Annotated in this window: 10 protein-coding genes and 1 tRNA gene; 1 reads left to right on the top strand and 10 read right to left on the bottom strand. The window is 47.1% G+C overall.

All coding sequences use genetic code 11. The features are described from left to right. Window positions 1-274: 274 nt before the first annotated feature. The 8 genes from clpP to ACZ5NB_RS07195 all read right to left on the bottom strand — a co-directional run bounded on the left by clpP (window position 275) and on the right by ACZ5NB_RS07195 (window position 10,684). A complete protein-coding gene (clpP, locus tag ACZ5NB_RS07230; protein ID WP_460232360.1) occupies window positions 275-910 on the bottom strand; it encodes an ATP-dependent Clp endopeptidase proteolytic subunit ClpP in 636 nt (211 codons plus the stop codon). Between the two features lie 250 nt (window positions 911-1,160). Further along, the gene (gene tig / locus ACZ5NB_RS07225; protein ID WP_464107899.1) at window positions 1,161-2,480 is read right to left on the bottom strand and encodes a trigger factor; all 1,320 of its coding nucleotides are present in this window, start codon (window positions 2,478-2,480) and stop codon (window positions 1,161-1,163) included. Window positions 2,481-2,554: 74 nt separating this feature from the next. Beyond that, a tRNA-Leu gene (locus tag ACZ5NB_RS07220) sits at window positions 2,555-2,639 on the bottom strand. Between the two features lie 169 nt (window positions 2,640-2,808). Beyond that, window positions 2,809-4,203 (bottom strand): hypothetical protein, encoded by a 1,395-nt coding sequence (locus tag ACZ5NB_RS07215; protein WP_464107898.1) that lies wholly within the window; start codon window positions 4,201-4,203, stop codon window positions 2,809-2,811. 122 nt (window positions 4,204-4,325) lie between these two features. After that, the gene (gene fadA, locus ACZ5NB_RS07210; protein WP_464107897.1) at window positions 4,326-5,504 is read right to left on the bottom strand and encodes an acetyl-CoA C-acyltransferase FadA; all 1,179 of its coding nucleotides are present in this window, start codon (window positions 5,502-5,504) and stop codon (window positions 4,326-4,328) included. Between the two features lie 43 nt (window positions 5,505-5,547). Further along, window positions 5,548-7,698, bottom strand: a complete 2,151-nt coding sequence (gene fadB, locus ACZ5NB_RS07205) for a fatty acid oxidation complex subunit alpha FadB (protein ID WP_464107896.1) — start codon at window positions 7,696-7,698, stop codon at window positions 5,548-5,550. A 300-nt stretch (window positions 7,699-7,998) separates the two neighbouring features. Next, a complete protein-coding gene (locus tag ACZ5NB_RS07200) occupies window positions 7,999-8,562 on the bottom strand; it encodes a cupin domain-containing protein (RefSeq protein ID WP_464107895.1) in 564 nt (187 codons plus the stop codon). 205 nt (window positions 8,563-8,767) lie between these two features. Beyond that, window positions 8,768-10,684 (bottom strand): beta-ketoacyl synthase, encoded by a 1,917-nt coding sequence (locus ACZ5NB_RS07195; protein WP_464107894.1) that lies wholly within the window; start codon window positions 10,682-10,684, stop codon window positions 8,768-8,770. A 166-nt stretch (window positions 10,685-10,850) separates the two neighbouring features. Here ACZ5NB_RS07195 and ACZ5NB_RS07190 point away from each other — a divergent pair, with 166 nt between their 5' ends. Further along, the gene (locus tag ACZ5NB_RS07190) at window positions 10,851-11,867 is read left to right on the top strand and encodes a GlxA family transcriptional regulator (protein ID WP_464107893.1); all 1,017 of its coding nucleotides are present in this window, start codon (window positions 10,851-10,853) and stop codon (window positions 11,865-11,867) included. Between the two features lie 24 nt (window positions 11,868-11,891). Here ACZ5NB_RS07190 and ACZ5NB_RS07185 read toward each other — a convergent pair whose 3' ends face one another. Beyond that, window positions 11,892-13,064: a methyl-accepting chemotaxis protein gene (locus tag ACZ5NB_RS07185; protein ID WP_464107892.1), complete on the bottom strand. Its 1,173-nt coding sequence runs from the start codon at window positions 13,062-13,064 to the stop codon at window positions 11,892-11,894. A gap of 226 nt (window positions 13,065-13,290) precedes the next feature. Continuing rightward, window positions 13,291-18,462, bottom strand: a complete 5,172-nt coding sequence (locus tag ACZ5NB_RS07180) for a hypothetical protein (RefSeq protein WP_464107891.1) — start codon at window positions 18,460-18,462, stop codon at window positions 13,291-13,293. Window positions 18,463-18,476 lie beyond the last annotated feature (14 nt).

The raw sequence follows: 18,476 nt of genomic DNA, 5'->3' as shown, positions 1-18,476 counted from the left end.
ACTAAGTCTCTGGCACATAAAGATGCTAGGTTTAGGGCGATATTTCAAGTCCCACGACACCCTTTTTAGTGCCATTTGCGTCATCTTGTCCACCTGACCAATGGGGTCCGGACAGACTTCAAGCAAAACGGCCAGGGAGTAATCAGCGCCTCCCAAAGCTTTTTGCCGTTCTCTCAACAAGTTTAGCCGTGAACCACCAGCTTACATTGTAAAAGGAGGGAAAAAAGGACACTTTTATCCCTCAATTACCAACAGTACAAATTATAAGCAGATTTTATGCCGGGGTTATTCGACGACTGATCACGTCGTCAATCAAACCGTACTTCTTCGACTCTTCAGCACTCATAAAGTTGTCTCGCTCAGTATCAACAGCTACCTGTTTCACAGACTTGCCCGTGTGCTCTGCCATAATCTCGTTGAGACGTTCGCGAATTTTCAAGATTTCTTGCGCATGGATATGAATATCGCTGGCCTGGCCCTGTGCGCCGCCGCTAGGCTGGTGAATCATGGTGCGGGCATTAGATAAGCAATACCGCTTACCTTTAGCGCCTGCTGTCAGCAAAAATGCCCCCATGCTACATGCTTGGCCAATGCAGATAGTGCTTACATCAGGTTTAATGAACTGCATGGTGTCATAAATTGAAAGGCCAGCCGTCACAGACCCCCCCGGTGAATTAATGTACAGGCTGATATCTTTGTCTGGGTTTTCCGCTTCCAAAAATAGCATCTGAGCAACGACTAGGTTAGCCATGTAGTCTTCCACCTGGCCAACCAAAAATATGACACGCTCCTTCAACAAACGAGAATAGATATCCTGGACACGCTCGCCTCGAGCGCTTTGTTCGATAACGTATGGAATTGTTACATTTGATACATCCGGTACCAAACCGGTCTCATTTATAATCGACATAGTTCAATTGATCCTTGCGGAAAAGATAACGGGAAGACTGGCGAAGGCAGAGCCTGTCGCGGCAGTTTAAAAGCTACTTCAGCTCATGAGCTTAAACCCAGTCTAGCGGTTATGCCAGCCGAGATCAGGGGTTGAATGGATTTTTTATTAAAATAGGCGAGATAGAAATCAATTTGGTAATAAATTGAACAAATTGCAGACATAAAAAAACCGCCTAGAAATAGGCGGTTTTTCAGATTGAGCGTGTTGCTTATTGCGCTTGTTGATTTGCTTCGGCAGAAAGAGTCTCGTAATCGCTCGCTTCTTCTGTCACTTTTGCGACATTCATCACGTGCTCAACCGCCTGCTCTTCCAAAACCATCGCCTCAATACTGGACTTCGCTTCTTGGTTAGACGAGTAGTATTGAATAACCGCATCTGGATCATGATAGGTGGAGGCTAGCTCATCAATTGCTTCTTTCACCTTATCTTCATCAGCAGTCATTTCTTGAACTTTGATGATTTCTCCCATGATTAGGCCAAGCTTAACGCGCTTGCTTGCTTGCTCTTCGAACATCGAATCAGGAAGTAGCGATTTGGTATCCAATTTTTCCGCTGCGGCACCAAACTGCTGCAACATTTGCTTGCGCATATTTTCAACTTCATTCGCAACTAACGCACCGGGAATATCGACCGCTTGCGCTTCTGCTAATGCATCGAGTACTTGAGTTTTGACTTTATTCTTGATGGCATTTTTAAGTTCGCGCTCCATATTTTTCTTTACTTCAGCACGAAACGCTTCTGCACCACCCTCTTCTACGCCAAACTTTTTATAGAACTCTTCATCAAGTTCAGGCAAAGACTGCTCTTTGACTTCCTTAAGTGAAATTTTGAACTGTACTGCAGCACCTTTTAATTCTTCAGCGTGGTATTCCTCTGGGAACGTAAGATCGAGAGCTTTTTCATCACCGGCTTTCATGCCAACAATGCCGTCCTCAAAACCTGGAATCATACTATTTGAGCCCAGTACAAGGGTTTGGCCATCCGCTTTGCCGCCTTCGAACTCTTCGCCCTCTTTGGTACCCACGTAATCAATGATCACCTGGTCATCAGTCTTGGCTGCGCGCTCAACAGTTTCATAGGTTGCTGCCTGTTTGCGCAGATTCTCGATCATTGTATCGATATCCGTTTCTTCAACAGTGGCGACTGGCTTAGCGATTTCAAACGCAGAAAAATCTGTTAGTTCAAATTCTGGATATACTTCTAACGTAGCAACGTATTCAATGCCTTCGCCTTCGGTATCTTTCGAGATATCGATGTTTGGCATGCCAGCAGGGTTTAAGGATTCTTGCTGAATCGCTTCAAAATAGGTGCGATTAATCACTTCGCCCAGAACTTCTTGGCGAATACCTTCACCAAAGCGCTGTTTGACGACTTTAAGAGGAACCTTACCAGCACGGAAGCCATTAATTCGGGCTTTTTTTGCGGTATCTTGTAGGCGCTTAGCCACTTCACCGTCGATTTGTTCAGCTGGTACGCCGATTGTGATCCGGCGCTCTAAGTTTGACGTTGTCTCTACAGAAACCTGCATGCTGTCCTCTTAATCAAGTTCGTGAGTCAAAGGGCTTTCTGATCTCGGGCGAATCAAACCCGAGCATTTGAATATGGTGCGGTCGGAGAGACTTGAACTCTCACACCTTGCGGCACCAGAACCTAAATCTGGCGTGTCTACCAATTCCACCACGACCGCTAAATGATCTCTAAATTCCGACATTGCGCTCTGATTGATTATTTTGCGAATCTCTGTAACTCGTTGATTTACAAGCTTTAATATCGCAAAAAACGCACTTGCCCGAACGAAGGGGTGGAGATTGTGCCACAGTCACTTTGGAGGTTCAATAATAATATTGAGCAAATATTTAATGAGGCTTAGCGAGTAGAAAAACAGCTTCACTTGCTGAAGTGTTACTGATCAAAAGAGGACCAGTGCCAGCTGGTAACAATTCAGCTTGCTCGGACGGTCGCTGGCTACCATCAATGCAGATGCCGCTGCTAACAGTTATGAGTAAGCGATAGGAATGATCTAGGGGCAAACTAAACGTAGCGCTAGGTTGGAGACAAATTCGCTCCACAGAAAAGTCTTGGAACTCGACAACCGACTCAATGCTACAGCCATCTTTCTCGTGGATGAGCGCTAGATCGGGTATCGTCGCCGGTGACAGGTCCGCAAGCTGCATGGCGGCATCCGTATCCCAGTGACTTTGCGTAAGCACTTTTTGGGCGAAGGATAAAATTTTGCGCTCATAAACAGGGGTTTGAAACTCAATAGTGCGCACGCCGTGCATTAAAGAGTGAGGAGTTAATGTCGGCACTTTGACCACATCACCTAGCTGTAACGACTGCACATGGATAAACGACTCCATGTCTTCGCGCAGGGCTTGCTCTTCTCTCAACAGCTCTGCGGGCAATTTTGCCAACCACTGCTTGGACTGATTAGCCGATACAGGCTCATTGACGCCTATCCCCTCTTCAACCCTGAAACCATCAACGAGTTCATCTATTTGTTCTCTAATTACTCGATATTTTTTTACGCTGGCAAGATAGGCTTTTTTAAAATGAGTATCGTCAGGAAACTCGTCGCGCTTCTCTACCGAGAACCCAAAGCGTATGCCACCCTCACCGCCGGGCCAAGCTTGCTGGTCAATATGAGTGACCACGTAGACTTCGCGTTTCTCTTCGTGCAGTTCGAAATATAAGTCACCAAATACCGGTTCGGGTAATGGGTCTAATGTTTTAAGCAAAATTGGCGTTGCGTCAAAACTCTTTCCATTGTTGCTCTGCTTTGCGAGACAACATTCACCACAGGCTGAAAGTAGCCACGGTAACGGAATGGAATATCGTCCATCAGTGACGCGAGACTGACCTCGTTCTTCAATACCGGTAAACCAAATCTCTTGGCCCCAGGGTTTGGGAATGTGAATCGGCTGCAATTCTATTGGCTGATCCAACCAAAAAAATGGCGTTTGGCGCTCGGCTAGCCAGGATATCAACGCGCTACTTGTCTCTGTGAGGCTTGTTAGTTCCTGGACACCGTGATGATCTGCGAAGACTCCCAGACCGATCCTCACCTGCTTTCCTTGACGTACAAGGCAAAAAACCGCGACCAGCACCTCTGTCTCGCCGCGCTTGAGATAGTTCGGACTCCAGTCGTAGCGAACTGCAACTATTTTTTGCTCAAGCGTTGTCTGCGCAAACGTTGCCAGCTCTTTATGCAATAGTCCCTGCGGGCTCGGATGATGAATTAACGGAATCACGCGATCTCTAAAATCAAATTAGCTAAAACGAAAAAGCCCCAGTTACCACTCATGCAGTCACTGGGGCGGCTATGATAGCACTTCTTTTCCAAAAGAAAGCCGTGCTAATTGCGTCGAGCTAGTTAATTTAGGCGCTCAACAATGGTGGTGATTCCCTGGCCCAGGCCCACACACATAGTCGAGACACCAAAGGTCGCGTCCTTTTCCTTCATGACGGTCAATAACGATCCTGTGATGCGAGTACCAGAACAACCCAAAGGATGTCCCAGCGCTATTGCCCCACCATTTAAGTTGACCTTCTCTTCCATACTATCGAGCAACTTTAGATCTTTCAAAACAGGTAAGCTTTGCGCGGCAAAGGCTTCATTTAATTCAACCACTTCCATATCATCAATGCTCATATTGATGCGCTTTAATGCTTGCTTGGTTGCAGGAACAGGACCATAACCCATGATGGATGGGTCGACACCGGCCACACCGGTTGAAATAATTTTCGCCAAAGGCGTTAAGCCTAACGACTGTGCTTTTTCCGCTGACATCACTAACATCACCGAAGCACCATCTGATAACTGGGACGACGTACCCGCAGTCACTTTGCCATTAACGGGATCGAAAACAGGTTTTAACTTTGCTAAATCTTCAACATTGGTTTCAGGGCGAATCGTTTCGTCCTGCTCAACCATAATGGGGAAACCATTTGCATCGTGACCAGCAACCGCGAATATTTCGTTGTCAAACTTGCCGCTTTCACGTGCCTGGTGTGCGAGCGCATGTGAACGAACGGCAAACTTATCCATATCCTCACGACTAATGCCGTGCAACATAGCTAAGTATTCCGCTGTCATTCCCATGCTACCAGCCGCTTTAGCAACAGAGCGACCCATCATCGGGTTAGGATCAATTCCTTCCATCATACTCAGATGGCCTAGATGCTCTACGCCACCCACCACATAAGTATCGCCCATACCACACTGAATATTAGCCGCAGCAATATGAATTGCAGACATTGAGGAACCACACAAGCGGTTCACTGTTTGCCCAGGAATAGTATGAGGAAGATTTGCTAACAACCAAATATTTCGGCCAACATTCCCACCGTTTTCTTCTCTTTGTAGTACACACCCCCAAATAAAATCATCGACTTCTTCGGGATTCAACGCTTCGTTTCGCGCTAACAATGCTTTTACAATCTCTGCCGAAATAGTGTCGCCACGTACATTGCGGAAACACCCATTTTTAGAACGACCCATTGCACTGCGACCATAATCGACGATCACTGCATCTCTTGGATTTAAACCCACGGTAATTCTCCTCTAAATTCTTTTCGTCTGTGTTAGCTCAACGTTACTGGTAATACTTACCTTCGTCGGCAGCCAACTTCTTCATTGATTCGGTCGCCTCATAAACACCACCGAGCGCTTTGTGCTTGTCGGCCATTGCCAACGCCGCTTTCGCACCAATGGAATCCAGCCATGCGAAAAGGCCGCCGCGGAACGGAGGGAAGCCTACGCCATAGATCAATGCCATGTCCGCTTCACCATGCGAAGCCACAATGCCTTCGTCAACGCAACGCGCTAATTCAGTGACCATGGGTGTCATCATGCGCTCGATAATTTCTTCCTCACTGAAATCTTTCGCCTCAGCAACATGCGGCTTAATTAATTCAAGCACCTCAGGGTCGAAGGCTTTTTTGGGTTTGCCACGCTTATCGGTTTCGTATTTATAAAAACCTTTGCCATTTTTCTGGCCTAGGCGATCGGCTTCGAAAAGCACCTCAATGGAATCTTTAAACGTTCGCGCCATGCGCTCAGGGAAACCGTCAGCCATCACACCACCAGCATGAACAGCGGTATCCATGCCAACAACATCCAGCAAATACGCGGGTCCCATTGGCCAGCCCCACTTCTCCATGACTTTGTCGACTTTTTGGAAGTCAGCGCCATCACGTAATAGCATCGAAAAGCCTGCGAAATAAGGGAATAACACGCGGTTTACTAAAAACCCAGGGCAGTCTTTTACTACAACGGGTTTTTTGCCCATCGCCGATGCATAAGCAACGGTTCGGGCTATCGCCGTGTCAGATGTTTTTGAACCACGAATGACTTCAACCAGGGGCATTGCGTGGACAGGGTTGAAAAAGTGCATACCGCAAAAGTTTTCTGGTCTCGCCAGTGGCTCAGAAAGATAATCAATAGAGATTGTTGACGTATTCGAAGCAAGGACAGTATCTTCAGTTACCTTGCCCTCAACTTCTTTCAAAACTGCGTGTTTAACTTTAGGGTTTTCGACGACCGCTTCTACCACGATATCAATGTCTTGGAATCCACCATAGTCGAGCGTTGGGTCAATATTGTTTAACACGCCGGCCATTTTCGCGGGCGTCATGCGACCTCGGTCGACCCGCTTGGTCAATAGTTTCGCAGCTTCTGATAAGCCTAAATCTAAACCAGCTTGGTTGATATCCTTCATTAAAATAGGCGTACCACGGAGCGCTGATTGGTATGCAATACCGCCGCCCATAATCCCCGCACCCAATACGGCTGCACGCTCAACTTTTTTGTCGGACTTTTTCGCCCATGTTTTGGCTTCTTTTCCGAGTAACTGATCGTTCAGGAAGATGTTAACAAGTGCCCGCGCTTCACTCGTTTGCGCAAGCTTGACGAAGGTTTTTGTCTCAGCGGCTAAAGCTCCCTCACGATCGAGAGTCGCTGCTTGTTGCATAGTACTCACCGCAGCAAGCGGTGCCGGATAATTCTTACCCGCCGTCGATCCAACGAATGCTTTCGCCGTTTCAAACGCCATCATCGTTTCCATCATATTGATGGGTAGCGGAGATGTTTTTTGCTTGCGACGAGCGTGGTAGTCGAGCTTGCCGTCTATACACAAACGTAACGTATTTAGCGCGGCATCTCGTAAAAGTTCAGGCGCAACCACACCATCAACGGCACCCACCTTGAGCGCGGCGTCGGCTTTTTTATTTTGACCTGCGGCAATCCATTCAACGGCAGTGTCGACACCCACTAGGCGAGGGAAACGCACAGTACCACCCCACCCAGGCAGAATACCCAGCTGAGTTTCAGGAAAGCCTACCTGAGCTACCGAGCTCGCTACTCGGTAGTCACATGCCAATGCCAATTCAAACCCGCCACCCAAAGCAAAAACATTAATCGCTGCCACTACAGGTATTTTCAAGTCTTCAATACGATTATTGTTGGTATTGTTTTCAGACAACATGGCGGCAATCGCGTCACCACCCGCTTCAAACACGCCGCCAAACTCGGTGATATCGGCGCCGACGATGAAGACATCTTTGGCACTAGTGATGATTACTCCACGAGCGGAAGAATCGTTTTCTAACGCGGTTATCGCTTCACTTAATTCTTTAACGACACTACTGCTAAATTTGTTAACCGATTCGTTTTGCAAGTCGAACTTCAATTCGGCAATTTGGTTATCCAGCAGCTCAACGGTAATTGCATTACCCGAGTAGATCATTGTTGGCCTCATACTGTTGGTTGGTGGGGCGCGGTTGGCTAGCCAGCCGCTTGTTTAAGCTTCGCTACGGAAGCATTAAGGTCTATATCAATCACTAATGATGTTTTGGCTCATCTTATGGCAGCCAAGCTCTGGAAAAGTTTATTGAGCTACCGCACTTCGAAGATGAGAATGATTGCCATTTCGACCAAAAAACAGCGAATCGTTCACACCAAGCGGCAATATAGAAGTTTTGAGTTGAATTGCAAGCAGGACAAGCAGTCAGAAATCATCAGTCTCTGACCAGCCATATCTGACTCACTAGCCAATATACGGCTGCTTGGCCTTAGGTGGCAAGAGCGCAGCGATTAGCTCTGCCGGATTTTCTCCAAGGTTTCGGAAACGGTGCGGACGGCGACGCTCAAAATAAAAGCCGTCGCCAGGTTTGAGCTTGTCCACTTCACCACCGATAGTCACTTCAATTTCTCCGCTGACCACATAACCCATCATTTCGCCGCTATCAACGAGTAGCTCATCACCTGTATCAGATCCAGCCGGATAGGTTTCGCGAACAAGCTCAACGGGTTCTTCACCTTTAGACTGAATAGCCGCTCGCACCATCGAGCCTATTCCTTCTTCTTCGATATCTTTCTCTTTGTAAAAAACGCGAATTTGCATATTGAGGTCAAGCGCAAAGAAATCCGCCAGCGAGATAGGGACCCCATCAAGGACTTTTTTAAGGGAGTTTACAGAGGGGCTCACCTGGCCGTGCTCAATCATTGAAATTGCACTGTGAGGAACGCCTGCGCGCTTTGCCAATTGCCGTTGGGACCATCCATTTAATTTGCGCAAGACCAACATACGCGCACCGACATCACTGATCATACGTAGAAAACTCGTCCTATTATTGTTCTGTTTGTGGGCAGTGTTAATTAATACCAACGATAAAACATCGAGCTGCTTCTACTGTAGCAATAAAATGTAATTTTTGCCCAGCTTTTGTCATTAAAAGAGAATCTGATCTATAAACGCAAAAAGGATGCTCCATAGCACCCTTTTTCCGTTACAACAAAGATTTACCCCGTCTGATTTATTCCACCATATCATCAAAGGGATTTGGAATATCGAGTGAAACACTATTTTTAAAAGAAGGAATGGACATTTCCTGATCGCCAAATTGGATCTCTGATTCATCAATCATGCCTTCACCGAAACGATAAATCGCATCCAATTGACCCAAGTTAGCTTTTTCAACATATTGTTGCGCAACCTCTCTAGTACCTTCACGCCGGTTGGCATACTCGCTAAATGCTTTTTTACCGTAACGTTTAGCAAGCATCGATTCCGTGTAACTTGCGGACAACACTGACGCGGTAGCATTGTTACCACCAAAACCTTTGGAGTTTAAGAAACTAACAACGGGAGGATTATCAGACAGATCAACATCCGTATTAGAAATAGCTAAGCGATCTGCATGCACGTCGTCTGCCACACGATCAATTGTTTTAATTCCGGGCAGAATTCCATGTTGATATAAACCAAGTGTGGCAATGAGCTGGTCTGCACTTGCGGGTCCAATGGTGTGACCAACATAGGCTTTAACCGCACCTACTGGCCAATGCTCGATACCAAACGCTTTCGCAATGCGATCAAAAATTAATGATTCACTGGTTCTATTTGCAGGAGTACTCGAACCGTGAGCTTGTACAACGCTGCGCTCTTTTATCGCTTGCTCACCAATAATGGCTTGCGTTGCAGCCACAGCTTTTGCGAACGTGATGTAGTTCCCAGGCCCTGGGGCAGAAATTGATTTTTTGTAGCCGTCAGCATTGATATAGACATTCGGCACGGCACCGTAAATATCGGCACCCAATTCAAACGCCAGCTCATCATCCATAAGCACAACATACTGTGCAGACTCACCAATAACAAAACCGCAGTTTTCACCAAACGGACGACTCGCTCTTCGATAATTAGGAATGTCACAACCATCGAGATGTTTGAGGTTTGCATCCGATGCCAATGCACTCATTGCATCGAAACCTTCCATAAATTCAGGGTTCACTGGCGCTTCCGCCGCGCCAACCATGACCACGCGGCGGCGACCACTTTGAATATCTTCAATACCCTGTCGCAGCGTATACAAAAAGGTCGCGCACGCGCCTACCGCACTGCCAGTGACACCAACACTTCCAAGCACGTAGGCGTTTACAAAGTCCGCTGGCATGGTGTTCATTCCCATTGCCAACTGTTTCGATGAAACTCGAGCGCCTTTCATCCGCGATTGCGCTAGCCCAGCGTTACTGTACTCGTCCATTTGCGACAGTACGCTTCCAGAGTAAACGCCAATTTCATCGGGACGTACTGCATCCACGATCTTTTCCCACGGCATACCTAAGGAATGTACGGCATCGGATGCGCCAAGGATTGTCATTTGCAACCCGCGTGGATGAAACCGCGAATTGTAATGTGCGCTGGGGTCGAACCCGGTGGGTAACTGACCGGCCGACTTCACAGGAAAATCACGATAACTGTCAATTTTTATATCAAGAGGCTCAGATAGAGTCACCCGTACCTTGCCACCCTCTCCTTCTGAGAGCGTCCAGCTAGAGGGAATAGGTTCGGGCAAGTGCTTTCGTGACACCTCAAAAGTGAGTTCGCTACCTCCCACTGCAGACATCGACATCTTCTTGTGCCAATGAGTCGCATCAGGGTCAAAGTGGCTTGTCTCGACACGTCGAATCAACGTCGCAGCTTCGATGGCCTCTTTATAAATTTCACCCACCTGCGCTTTGGTGTATTCCTTGCCCTGACCGTCGCTGTATTTACCGCCGTCTATTGCCTCAACCATACCCGTTAATGTCGCAAGACCAGCAACCGTATCAGCAACCTGATCTGAAGGAAGGCTCTCCAAAATCATACGACGGTAACTTTGATGGCCAGAGCTACGACCAGCAGCATTGAATCCACCAAAACCAACAATGACAGGTAAACGCGTATTAGACATAAGACTTGATTCCAGAAGCTGTAATCGAAACGATATCGACCAAAGAACAGGTCGGCTGATGGGTACATTCTAGTCACGAAGATAGGCCATAAATGATGGCGTTTCAGCCATTCTATATGGCATTATAGCCATCCAAGCAATAGAGACTCTACGGCAGAGGCTTTACATGACAGCTAGTCACCACCCATTGACGCACCGCGTGCAATTTCTGCTAGTGGACGAGATGCTGGCCACCAGTGCGAGCCTACCTGCAGAGATGTTATCAGCCGCTCAAAGTGTTGCGGACAGTCGGCAGCGTGGCCAACATTCACTGTCGATAGATACCGTAGCGACCAGTATCCGGCGAGTAAAAACGCGAGCTGGTTTACCGATCATTCCAGAATATACATTATCAACAGCACCCGCTGGCGACATCATTTTTGTCCCCTCCCTATGGCGCAATCCACAGCGAATCATTCGAAATAATCCCGGGGTTACTCACTGGCTACAACAGGCAGCGGAACGAGGAGCAACCATCGCCGGCGTTGGCACTGGCTGCTGCTTTCTCGCGGAAGCAGGATTACTCGATGGTAAGCCCGCGACAACCCACTGGTATTATTTCGACGAGTTCGCCCAACATTATCCAAAAGTTAAACTCAAGCGCGATTACTTTATTACACAAGCGGGTGAAATCTATTGCGCAGCGAGTGTGAATTCACTTGCAGATCTGACAGTGCATTTTATCCAGAAGTTATACAGTTTACCGATTGCCCATCACGTAGAACGGCATTTCTCACACGAGATTCGACGCTCATACGAAAGCTTGCGGTATTTTGAAGGGAATATTGACAAACACTCAGATGAAACTGTTTTACAAGCTCAGCTGTGGATGCAAGATCACTTTTCCGAGGAGGTAAAAGTATCTCTCCTTGCTGAACTGTTCGATATGAGCACACGGACGTTCAATAGAAGATTCAAAGCGGCAACAGGGAAAACACCGCTCGATTATTTGCAAGAACTAAGGCTAAACACAGCGAAGGAATTACTTCAGACCAGCAACTTAAACATTGGCGAGATAGCCTTTAAAGTCGGTTACACGGATGTCAGTTACTTTTCGCGACTATTCAAAACTCACTATCAAACTAGCCCCCATGAGTATCGAAAAACAGTACGGGCTAAACTATTTAGTGTCAGCACGGAGTAACGAGCTCTAAAATCCAGTGAAACCTTATCGTTTAGTCATTTGATCTAGTTTTTGGTTGAAGGCATTAGTCAGTGAATTTAACTTACCGCTCAATGCTTCGGCGTCTGTACTTTCTCGAGACGTTTCTTTCGCCAAGGTGTTAATGCGGTCAATCAACTCGGCCAACGAACGCGCTACGGCTGTTTGCTCCTCTGCCGCTGTCGCGATATGCGCATTACGCTCATTGATAATAGACACCGCATTGACTATCTCGCGCAAGTGCTGATCAGCAGTCTCAACTTTGCTCGACGTCTCTTCGGTTTGAGTTTTCCCCGTATTCATCGCAACCAGCGCGTCATTTGCGCCGGCCTGAATGTTCTCAAGAATAGTCTGTATTTCAACCGTCGACTGCTGTGTTTTTTGTGCAAGAGAACGTACTTCATCGGCAACAACCGCGAAGCCTCTGCCCTGCTCTCCCGCGCGGGCCGCTTCAATTGCGGCGTTTAATGCAAGCAAGTTCGTTTGCTCAGCAATACCTTTAATGACATCCAAAACCGAGCCTACTTTGTTCGACTCATCCGCCAATTTGCTGATGGCCACCGTAGTATTTTCTGTCTCCGATACCAATCGACGCATATTTTCCTGCGCAATACTCATTGCGCCATTACCTTCTTTGGCTAGCTCTGCTGCATTTTTAGTGGTATCAGATGTCTCGACAGCATTTGTAGCGACTTCACGTGAAGCGGCCTCCATCTGTTCTATCGCTGTAGCCACTTGGTGAGTCAGATCGTTCTGCTCGACGGTGGTTCGCGAAATGTCGACCGCCATTTTGTCCAGCTGCTTACTTGCTTCCGTAAGATGCTGGCTGTTAACCTGTAGATCGTCCAAGGTTCCACCAATAAATACCCGCACGCGCTCTAACGTTCTCGATAAAACACCAAACTCGTCACCAAGTAATTCGGCAATGCTATGACGATAATCACCTTCGCGCAGCATATCTACAGCGGACATCAAGTGAGCAAACGGCCCACTCAATTGCATGCGCATAAAGACTATTAGGCCTACCAGACATACAATACCAGCGCCAAGCAAGAGGAACGTGGCCGAGGCACTCGACATATCCGGGTGGGTAATAATCCATACACCCGCACCAATTAGAATCAAAAAGCTCACTAATACCGCGGTAAACAATCGAAATTGAACAGAGTTTGCGTTCATACTGACAACCTAATCCTGACATTTTTGAGGTTTCACGGCACGGGAAGCACGTCGTGTACTCTTCAGTGTAGATTAGGTTTTGAGAAGGTAGAGAAAATTCTTCAATAAGATGGGGCCAACTTTATAGAGTAATACATCAAAAGCGACAGATTAAAAATTAAAAGGCCCATGTATAACTAGGCCCGCATTGTGCGGGCCTATAAAAAGCAATGGATAAAACGCGGCGTTATTCTTGTCCGAAAACGATATAGCTGACTTCCTCAGAGGTGTGGCTTCTTTCGTTGTCTTTGAGTTGGTCTTCATCAATCGCAACAGGGAGGATTCCGGCACCAGGCGTTTGACGCAACACTGCCCAGCCGCCATTACCACCATCCATACCGCTTTGACTTGCGACAGCTGCTGTGACATCCGTGATTGTCTGCAGCGAGTAATCGTAACCATTGCCATTGAGACCATCAACAACATCCGCACCCATTGCAGCTTCATAGAGATAGCCATTAATTTCGCCGCTACCCTCTTCCATAACGATATAGCCAATGGTTTCATCTGCACGGGTTGTGTCGGGATCTTCCGCAATATTTTTACCCACGAACAGATCGGTTGCCGACGCGCTATTTTTAACCGAGCTGCCACGCGACCAGAACACCGAGAAATCTGGGTCGTTTGCCGACATAACCTGACCAACCAGGACAGGCTGCACATAACTATTAATGTACAACGCCGCCTCTCCGGTCCACCTTCCTTTTCGATCAGTGACAGTGCTCAAGTACTTCACAGCCTCCATAGTAATACCGTGAGTTGCCAACTGGTAATCACCCTCTTCGACGACAGTGAAGTGAACGTCGGCATTCGCTTCGGTGCTGTTTCCATCAGCGCGATCAAGCTTCATTTCAAACGTGTTACTCACGGCGTTGCGAACTCTTACAACCATCGGTGCTTGCGGAAGGTCATAAACAGGCGCCGCTACCACAACCATCGAAGCGTATTCGTGGTCCAGTGCTACCGTCGTCCAACTGCTACTCGACACTGATTGGATAACTCCAGATTGCAAGAACGGGCTACCTGGGCTTGCAACATCATTGGGATCACTCGCTAATTCAAACTCTCGTAAATTGGTGTAGCGATCTTCATCAACATCTTGCGCCGCATCGATTGCCGATAACGGATCAAAGTTGTTTGCCAATTCCCACGCATCTGGCATTTGATCGTTATCGTCGTCCGTGTCGGCCACATCACCGATGCCATCGTTGTCGTTATCGGCAACTTCAGTTGCGTCGTTCGGGAAGGCATCAGCGTTATCGCCAACACCATCCCCATCTGTGTCGGCCCATTCGTTTGAATCAAATGGAAATTCATCGTCGCCATCAGCAACGAGATCCCCATCAGTGTCGGCCTTTGTTGGGTCAGTACCAACACTCCACTCAACGAAATTTGTTAAACCATCGCCGTCGCTATCTTGATGACTTTCCCCGCTATCAACAACAGGGTTAAAGCCATATTGCACCTCAAAGCCATCGGGTAATCCATCGAAATCAGAATCCCAGCTATTGAGGTCGGTGCCAGCGGCAATTTCTTCTCTGTTATTGAGCAGGTCGCCATCCCAGTCTTCCGTCGCATCACTCGGGTCGCTAGGATTTAAACCGTTGGCAATTTCATCAAAGTCTCCGATGCCGTCACCATCACTATCAGCGACACCAGGTCCAAACGGATCTCCTCCGGTTTTAAACTCTTCGATGTTGTTGAGGCCATCATTATCTGGGTCAAGAAGCGCGTCATACGTATTAGATGGGTTAAGCCCATAAAACGTTTCCCAAACGTCAGGAAGCGTGTCCCGATCCCAATCCTGGTGATACAAAGAATTCAGAACGTATCGATCTTGACTATCAGGCCAGCCATCTCCATCGGTATCCTGATCTAGTGGATCACTACCCAACTTAAACTCTTCGATATTTGTGAGCTGATCCCTATCAAAATCCTCATGAGCATCACTCGGGTTGTAATCACTTAGTCCGTTTTCATATTCCCAATTTTCCGGAAGACCGTCTTGGTCGTGGTCAAACGCAACCCCTGTGATGGGATCACCATCTAGTGGGTAAAAATCATCACTATCACTAAAGCCATCTCCATCAGTATCGATTAATTCAGGATTTGTCCCGAGAACAAACTCTTCTGCATTTGTAAGAAAATCGAAATCAAAATCGAGATTGGCATCTTCTCCATTAAGCGGACTTAGCGCGAATGGGTGCGCATTTTCATATTCATCTGCGATTCCATCACCATCTGAATCCAAAGCATAAAGCGCGCTTAACGGGTAATGGTCTTCTCCATCATTAACACCATCCAGGTCTGTATCTGGAGAATTGATATCTGTGCCGCTGATAAATTCTTCGAGGTTAGTTGCCCCATCACTATCCAAATCATCTAATGCATCGTTTGGAAAATTTGGATCTAAACCGTCTAAAACCTCCCAAGCATCGGCCATACCATCATTATCAGAATCTAGTGCTTTAGTTGGGCTTAAAGGCCAAAAGTCTTCACCGTCGACAACACCGTCAAAGTCAGTGTCATTTAGGTTCGGCTTGGTTCCCGCAAAAAACTCTTGTGAATTATTCAGCTGGTCGTAATCTGGATCTTCCGCACCATCATAGGTATTCCAATCATTCGTACCGTTAAGCATTTCATACTGCTCGGGCATGCCATCACGATCCATATCCCAGCGATAACGGGCATCAAGCGGAAAATGCTCATCCCCGTCATAAGCGCCATCATCATCACTATCGGGGTTATTCGGATCAGTGCCCAACAAATATTCTTGAAGATTAGACAGTCGGTCGCCATCAATGTCTTCCCAGCCATCATCACGCCATGCATCTAAACCGTTATCCCATTCATATTGATTGGGTATCCCATCACCATCTTCGTCGTATTCAAATTGCTCACGAACCAGCGAGTCACGCGGTCGATAGTCATCGCCATCATAAAAGCCATCGTTGTCGGTATCGGGAGCATCCGGATTAGTACCGAGTTCGAATTCTTGTAGATTGGTCAGCTGATCTCCATCCCAATCTTCTGTTGCATCAAAGGAGTTAAAATCATTTAAGAAAAAATATTGCTCTTCGTATTCAACCGGAAGCCCATCATTGTCGTTATCCAGGGAATAATTTTTATTAAGCGGAGCAACGTCTTCACCATCCCAGACACCATCGCCATCGGTATCAACCTTTCGCCAATCAGTACCGGCAAGGTATTCACCCAATAATGTCAATCCGTCCGACGAGCCATCGAACTCATCAAAATCCTGCTGCGCGTCAAAAGAATTGAGTGGATCAAAACCATTAATAATTTCCCACGCATTGGGCAGGCCATCATGATCATCATCGAGGGCTTTGGTACGATCTGTTGGCCACAAATCTTCACCGTCGTTCACTCCATCCAAATCTGTATCGGGGTGATGAGGATCTGTACCCGCGAAGTATTCTTGTGAGTTATTTAATCCATCGTAATCAGGATCGTCGGCACCATCGTATGTATCCCAGTCATTCGTTCCGTTAAGCATTTCATACTGCTCGGGCATGCCATCGCGATCCATATCCCAGCGATAGCGCGAATCAAGCGGAAAATGTTCATCACCATCATAAGCACCATCATCATCACTATCGGGGTTATTCGGATCAGCACCCAACAAATACTCATGCAGGTTAGAAAAACGGTCGCCGTCGAGGTCTTCTTCGCCATCATCACGAAATGCATCTAGACCATTATCCCATTCGTATTGATTGGGTATCCCATCACCATCTTCGTCGTATTCAAATTGCTCACGAATTTGTGGATCAAGTGGCCGATAGTCATCGTCATCAGCAAAACCATCGTTGTCGGTATCGGGAGCATCTGGATTAGTTCCGAGTTCGAATTCTTGGCGATTGGTAAGCTGGTCGCCATCCCAATCATCAGAACCATCGATTGGGTTGAAATCATCTAAGAAGTAAAATACTTCTTCGTATTCAACTGGAAGGCCATCATTGTCGTTATCGAGAGAATAAGCATTATTGAGCGGTGCAACGTCTTCACCGTCCCAAACACCATCACCATCAGTATCCTGTTTGCGTGGATCAGTACCTAAGCGGTATTCATCCAGAACGGTAAGATCATCAAAATCGTCATCAGATACGGCATCAAATGGTGTCATCCAATCAAAACCATTAATCACCTCCCAAGAATCGGGAAGGCCGTCCGCGTCGGTATCTAGCGCCTTGGTACGGTCGGTTGGCCACAGGTCTTCACCATCCATGACGCCATCGTAATCGGAGTCTGGATTATCAGGAGATGTGCCCAAAATAAATTCGAAGGAATTACTTAACTGATCGCCATCTAAATCCATGCCGCCATCAAGCGCCATTAAGTCTGAAAAGCCAAACAACCACTCGAATTCGGATGGCATGCCATCTTTGTCATCGTCCCGCATGTAGCGAGAATCCAGGGGATACTGATCGTGACCATCGTAAACCCAGTCACCATCGCTGTCGGTATTTTGAGGGTCAGTTGATTTTTCGAATTCCGCTAAGTTGTGTAGCTCGTCACCATCGAAGTCTTCCCACCAATTAGGGCGGAATGCGTCGCTAAAAATTTGTTGCTCCCAAGCATCGGGTAGGCCATCGAAATCTGTATCAAAGGCATACTCAGCATTGGTGGGATAAAGGTCATCTGAGTCCCAGACGCCATCTCCATCGGTATCCGGTAACGCTGGGTTAGTGTCTTGATCGAATTCGACGCGGTTTGATACTTGGTCACTATCAAAATCGTCTGTCGCATCAGGCAGAAAATAGGGATCCAAAAATGCATATGCGTTTTCATACGCATCCGGCAAACCATCACCATCGGAGTCGGTATGATAAAGAGGATCGGCTGGGCGAATATCCTGGCCATCTATAACACCATCGCCGTCGGAATCTTGACGCGTAGGATAGGTATTCGCTTGATATTCTTGTAATGCTGTAAGCCCATCAAAATCGAAGTCATTCGACGCATCACTGCTAAAATTAGGGTCGAGATTGAAGCGGATTTCCCAACCGTTGGGCAAACCATCGTTATCGCTATCTTCCGCTACTAGCGGATCAGTGGGTTCGATATCCACTCCATCCTGGAATGAATCGAAATCAGAGTCGGGATTTTTCGGATTCGTTTTTGCAATATATTCATTAAAATTCGATAGCCCGTCGAGGTCTGCATCTTCGTTTGCATCTATAGAGTTGAATGAATCAAGCGCATAAAAGTTTTCCCAATCATCGGGCATACCATCGCTGTCAGAATCCATCAACTGTGCTGAAGCAACACCGGAATAGGAAAAAATAGAAGAAATAGAAAGAGCAAGAAGAGATCGAACAAATAGTTGCTTAGACACAACAAATCCTCCGT

It is taken from the genome of Aurantivibrio plasticivorans (assembly GCF_055392955.1).
This window is presented reverse-complemented; position numbering and strand designations above follow the sequence as displayed.

Excerpts from the sequence above, each read along its gene's own strand:
- clpP (WP_460232360.1), bottom strand. The coding sequence starts at position 910 with ATGTCGATTATAAATGAGACCGGTTTGGTACCGGATGTATCAAATGTA.
- tig (WP_464107899.1), bottom strand. The coding sequence starts at position 2,480 with ATGCAGGTTTCTGTAGAGACAACGTCAAACTTAGAGCGCCGGATCACA.
- fadB (WP_464107896.1), bottom strand. The coding sequence starts at position 7,698 with ATGATCTACTCGGGTAATGCAATTACCGTTGAGCTGCTGGATAACCAA.
- ACZ5NB_RS07200 (WP_464107895.1), bottom strand. The coding sequence starts at position 8,562 with ATGATCAGTGATGTCGGTGCGCGTATGTTGGTCTTGCGCAAATTAAAT.
- ACZ5NB_RS07195 (WP_464107894.1), bottom strand. The coding sequence starts at position 10,684 with ATGTCTAATACGCGTTTACCTGTCATTGTTGGTTTTGGTGGATTCAAT.
- ACZ5NB_RS07190 (WP_464107893.1), top strand. The coding sequence starts at position 10,851 with ATGACAGCTAGTCACCACCCATTGACGCACCGCGTGCAATTTCTGCTA.
- ACZ5NB_RS07185 (WP_464107892.1), bottom strand. The coding sequence starts at position 13,064 with ATGAACGCAAACTCTGTTCAATTTCGATTGTTTACCGCGGTATTAGTG.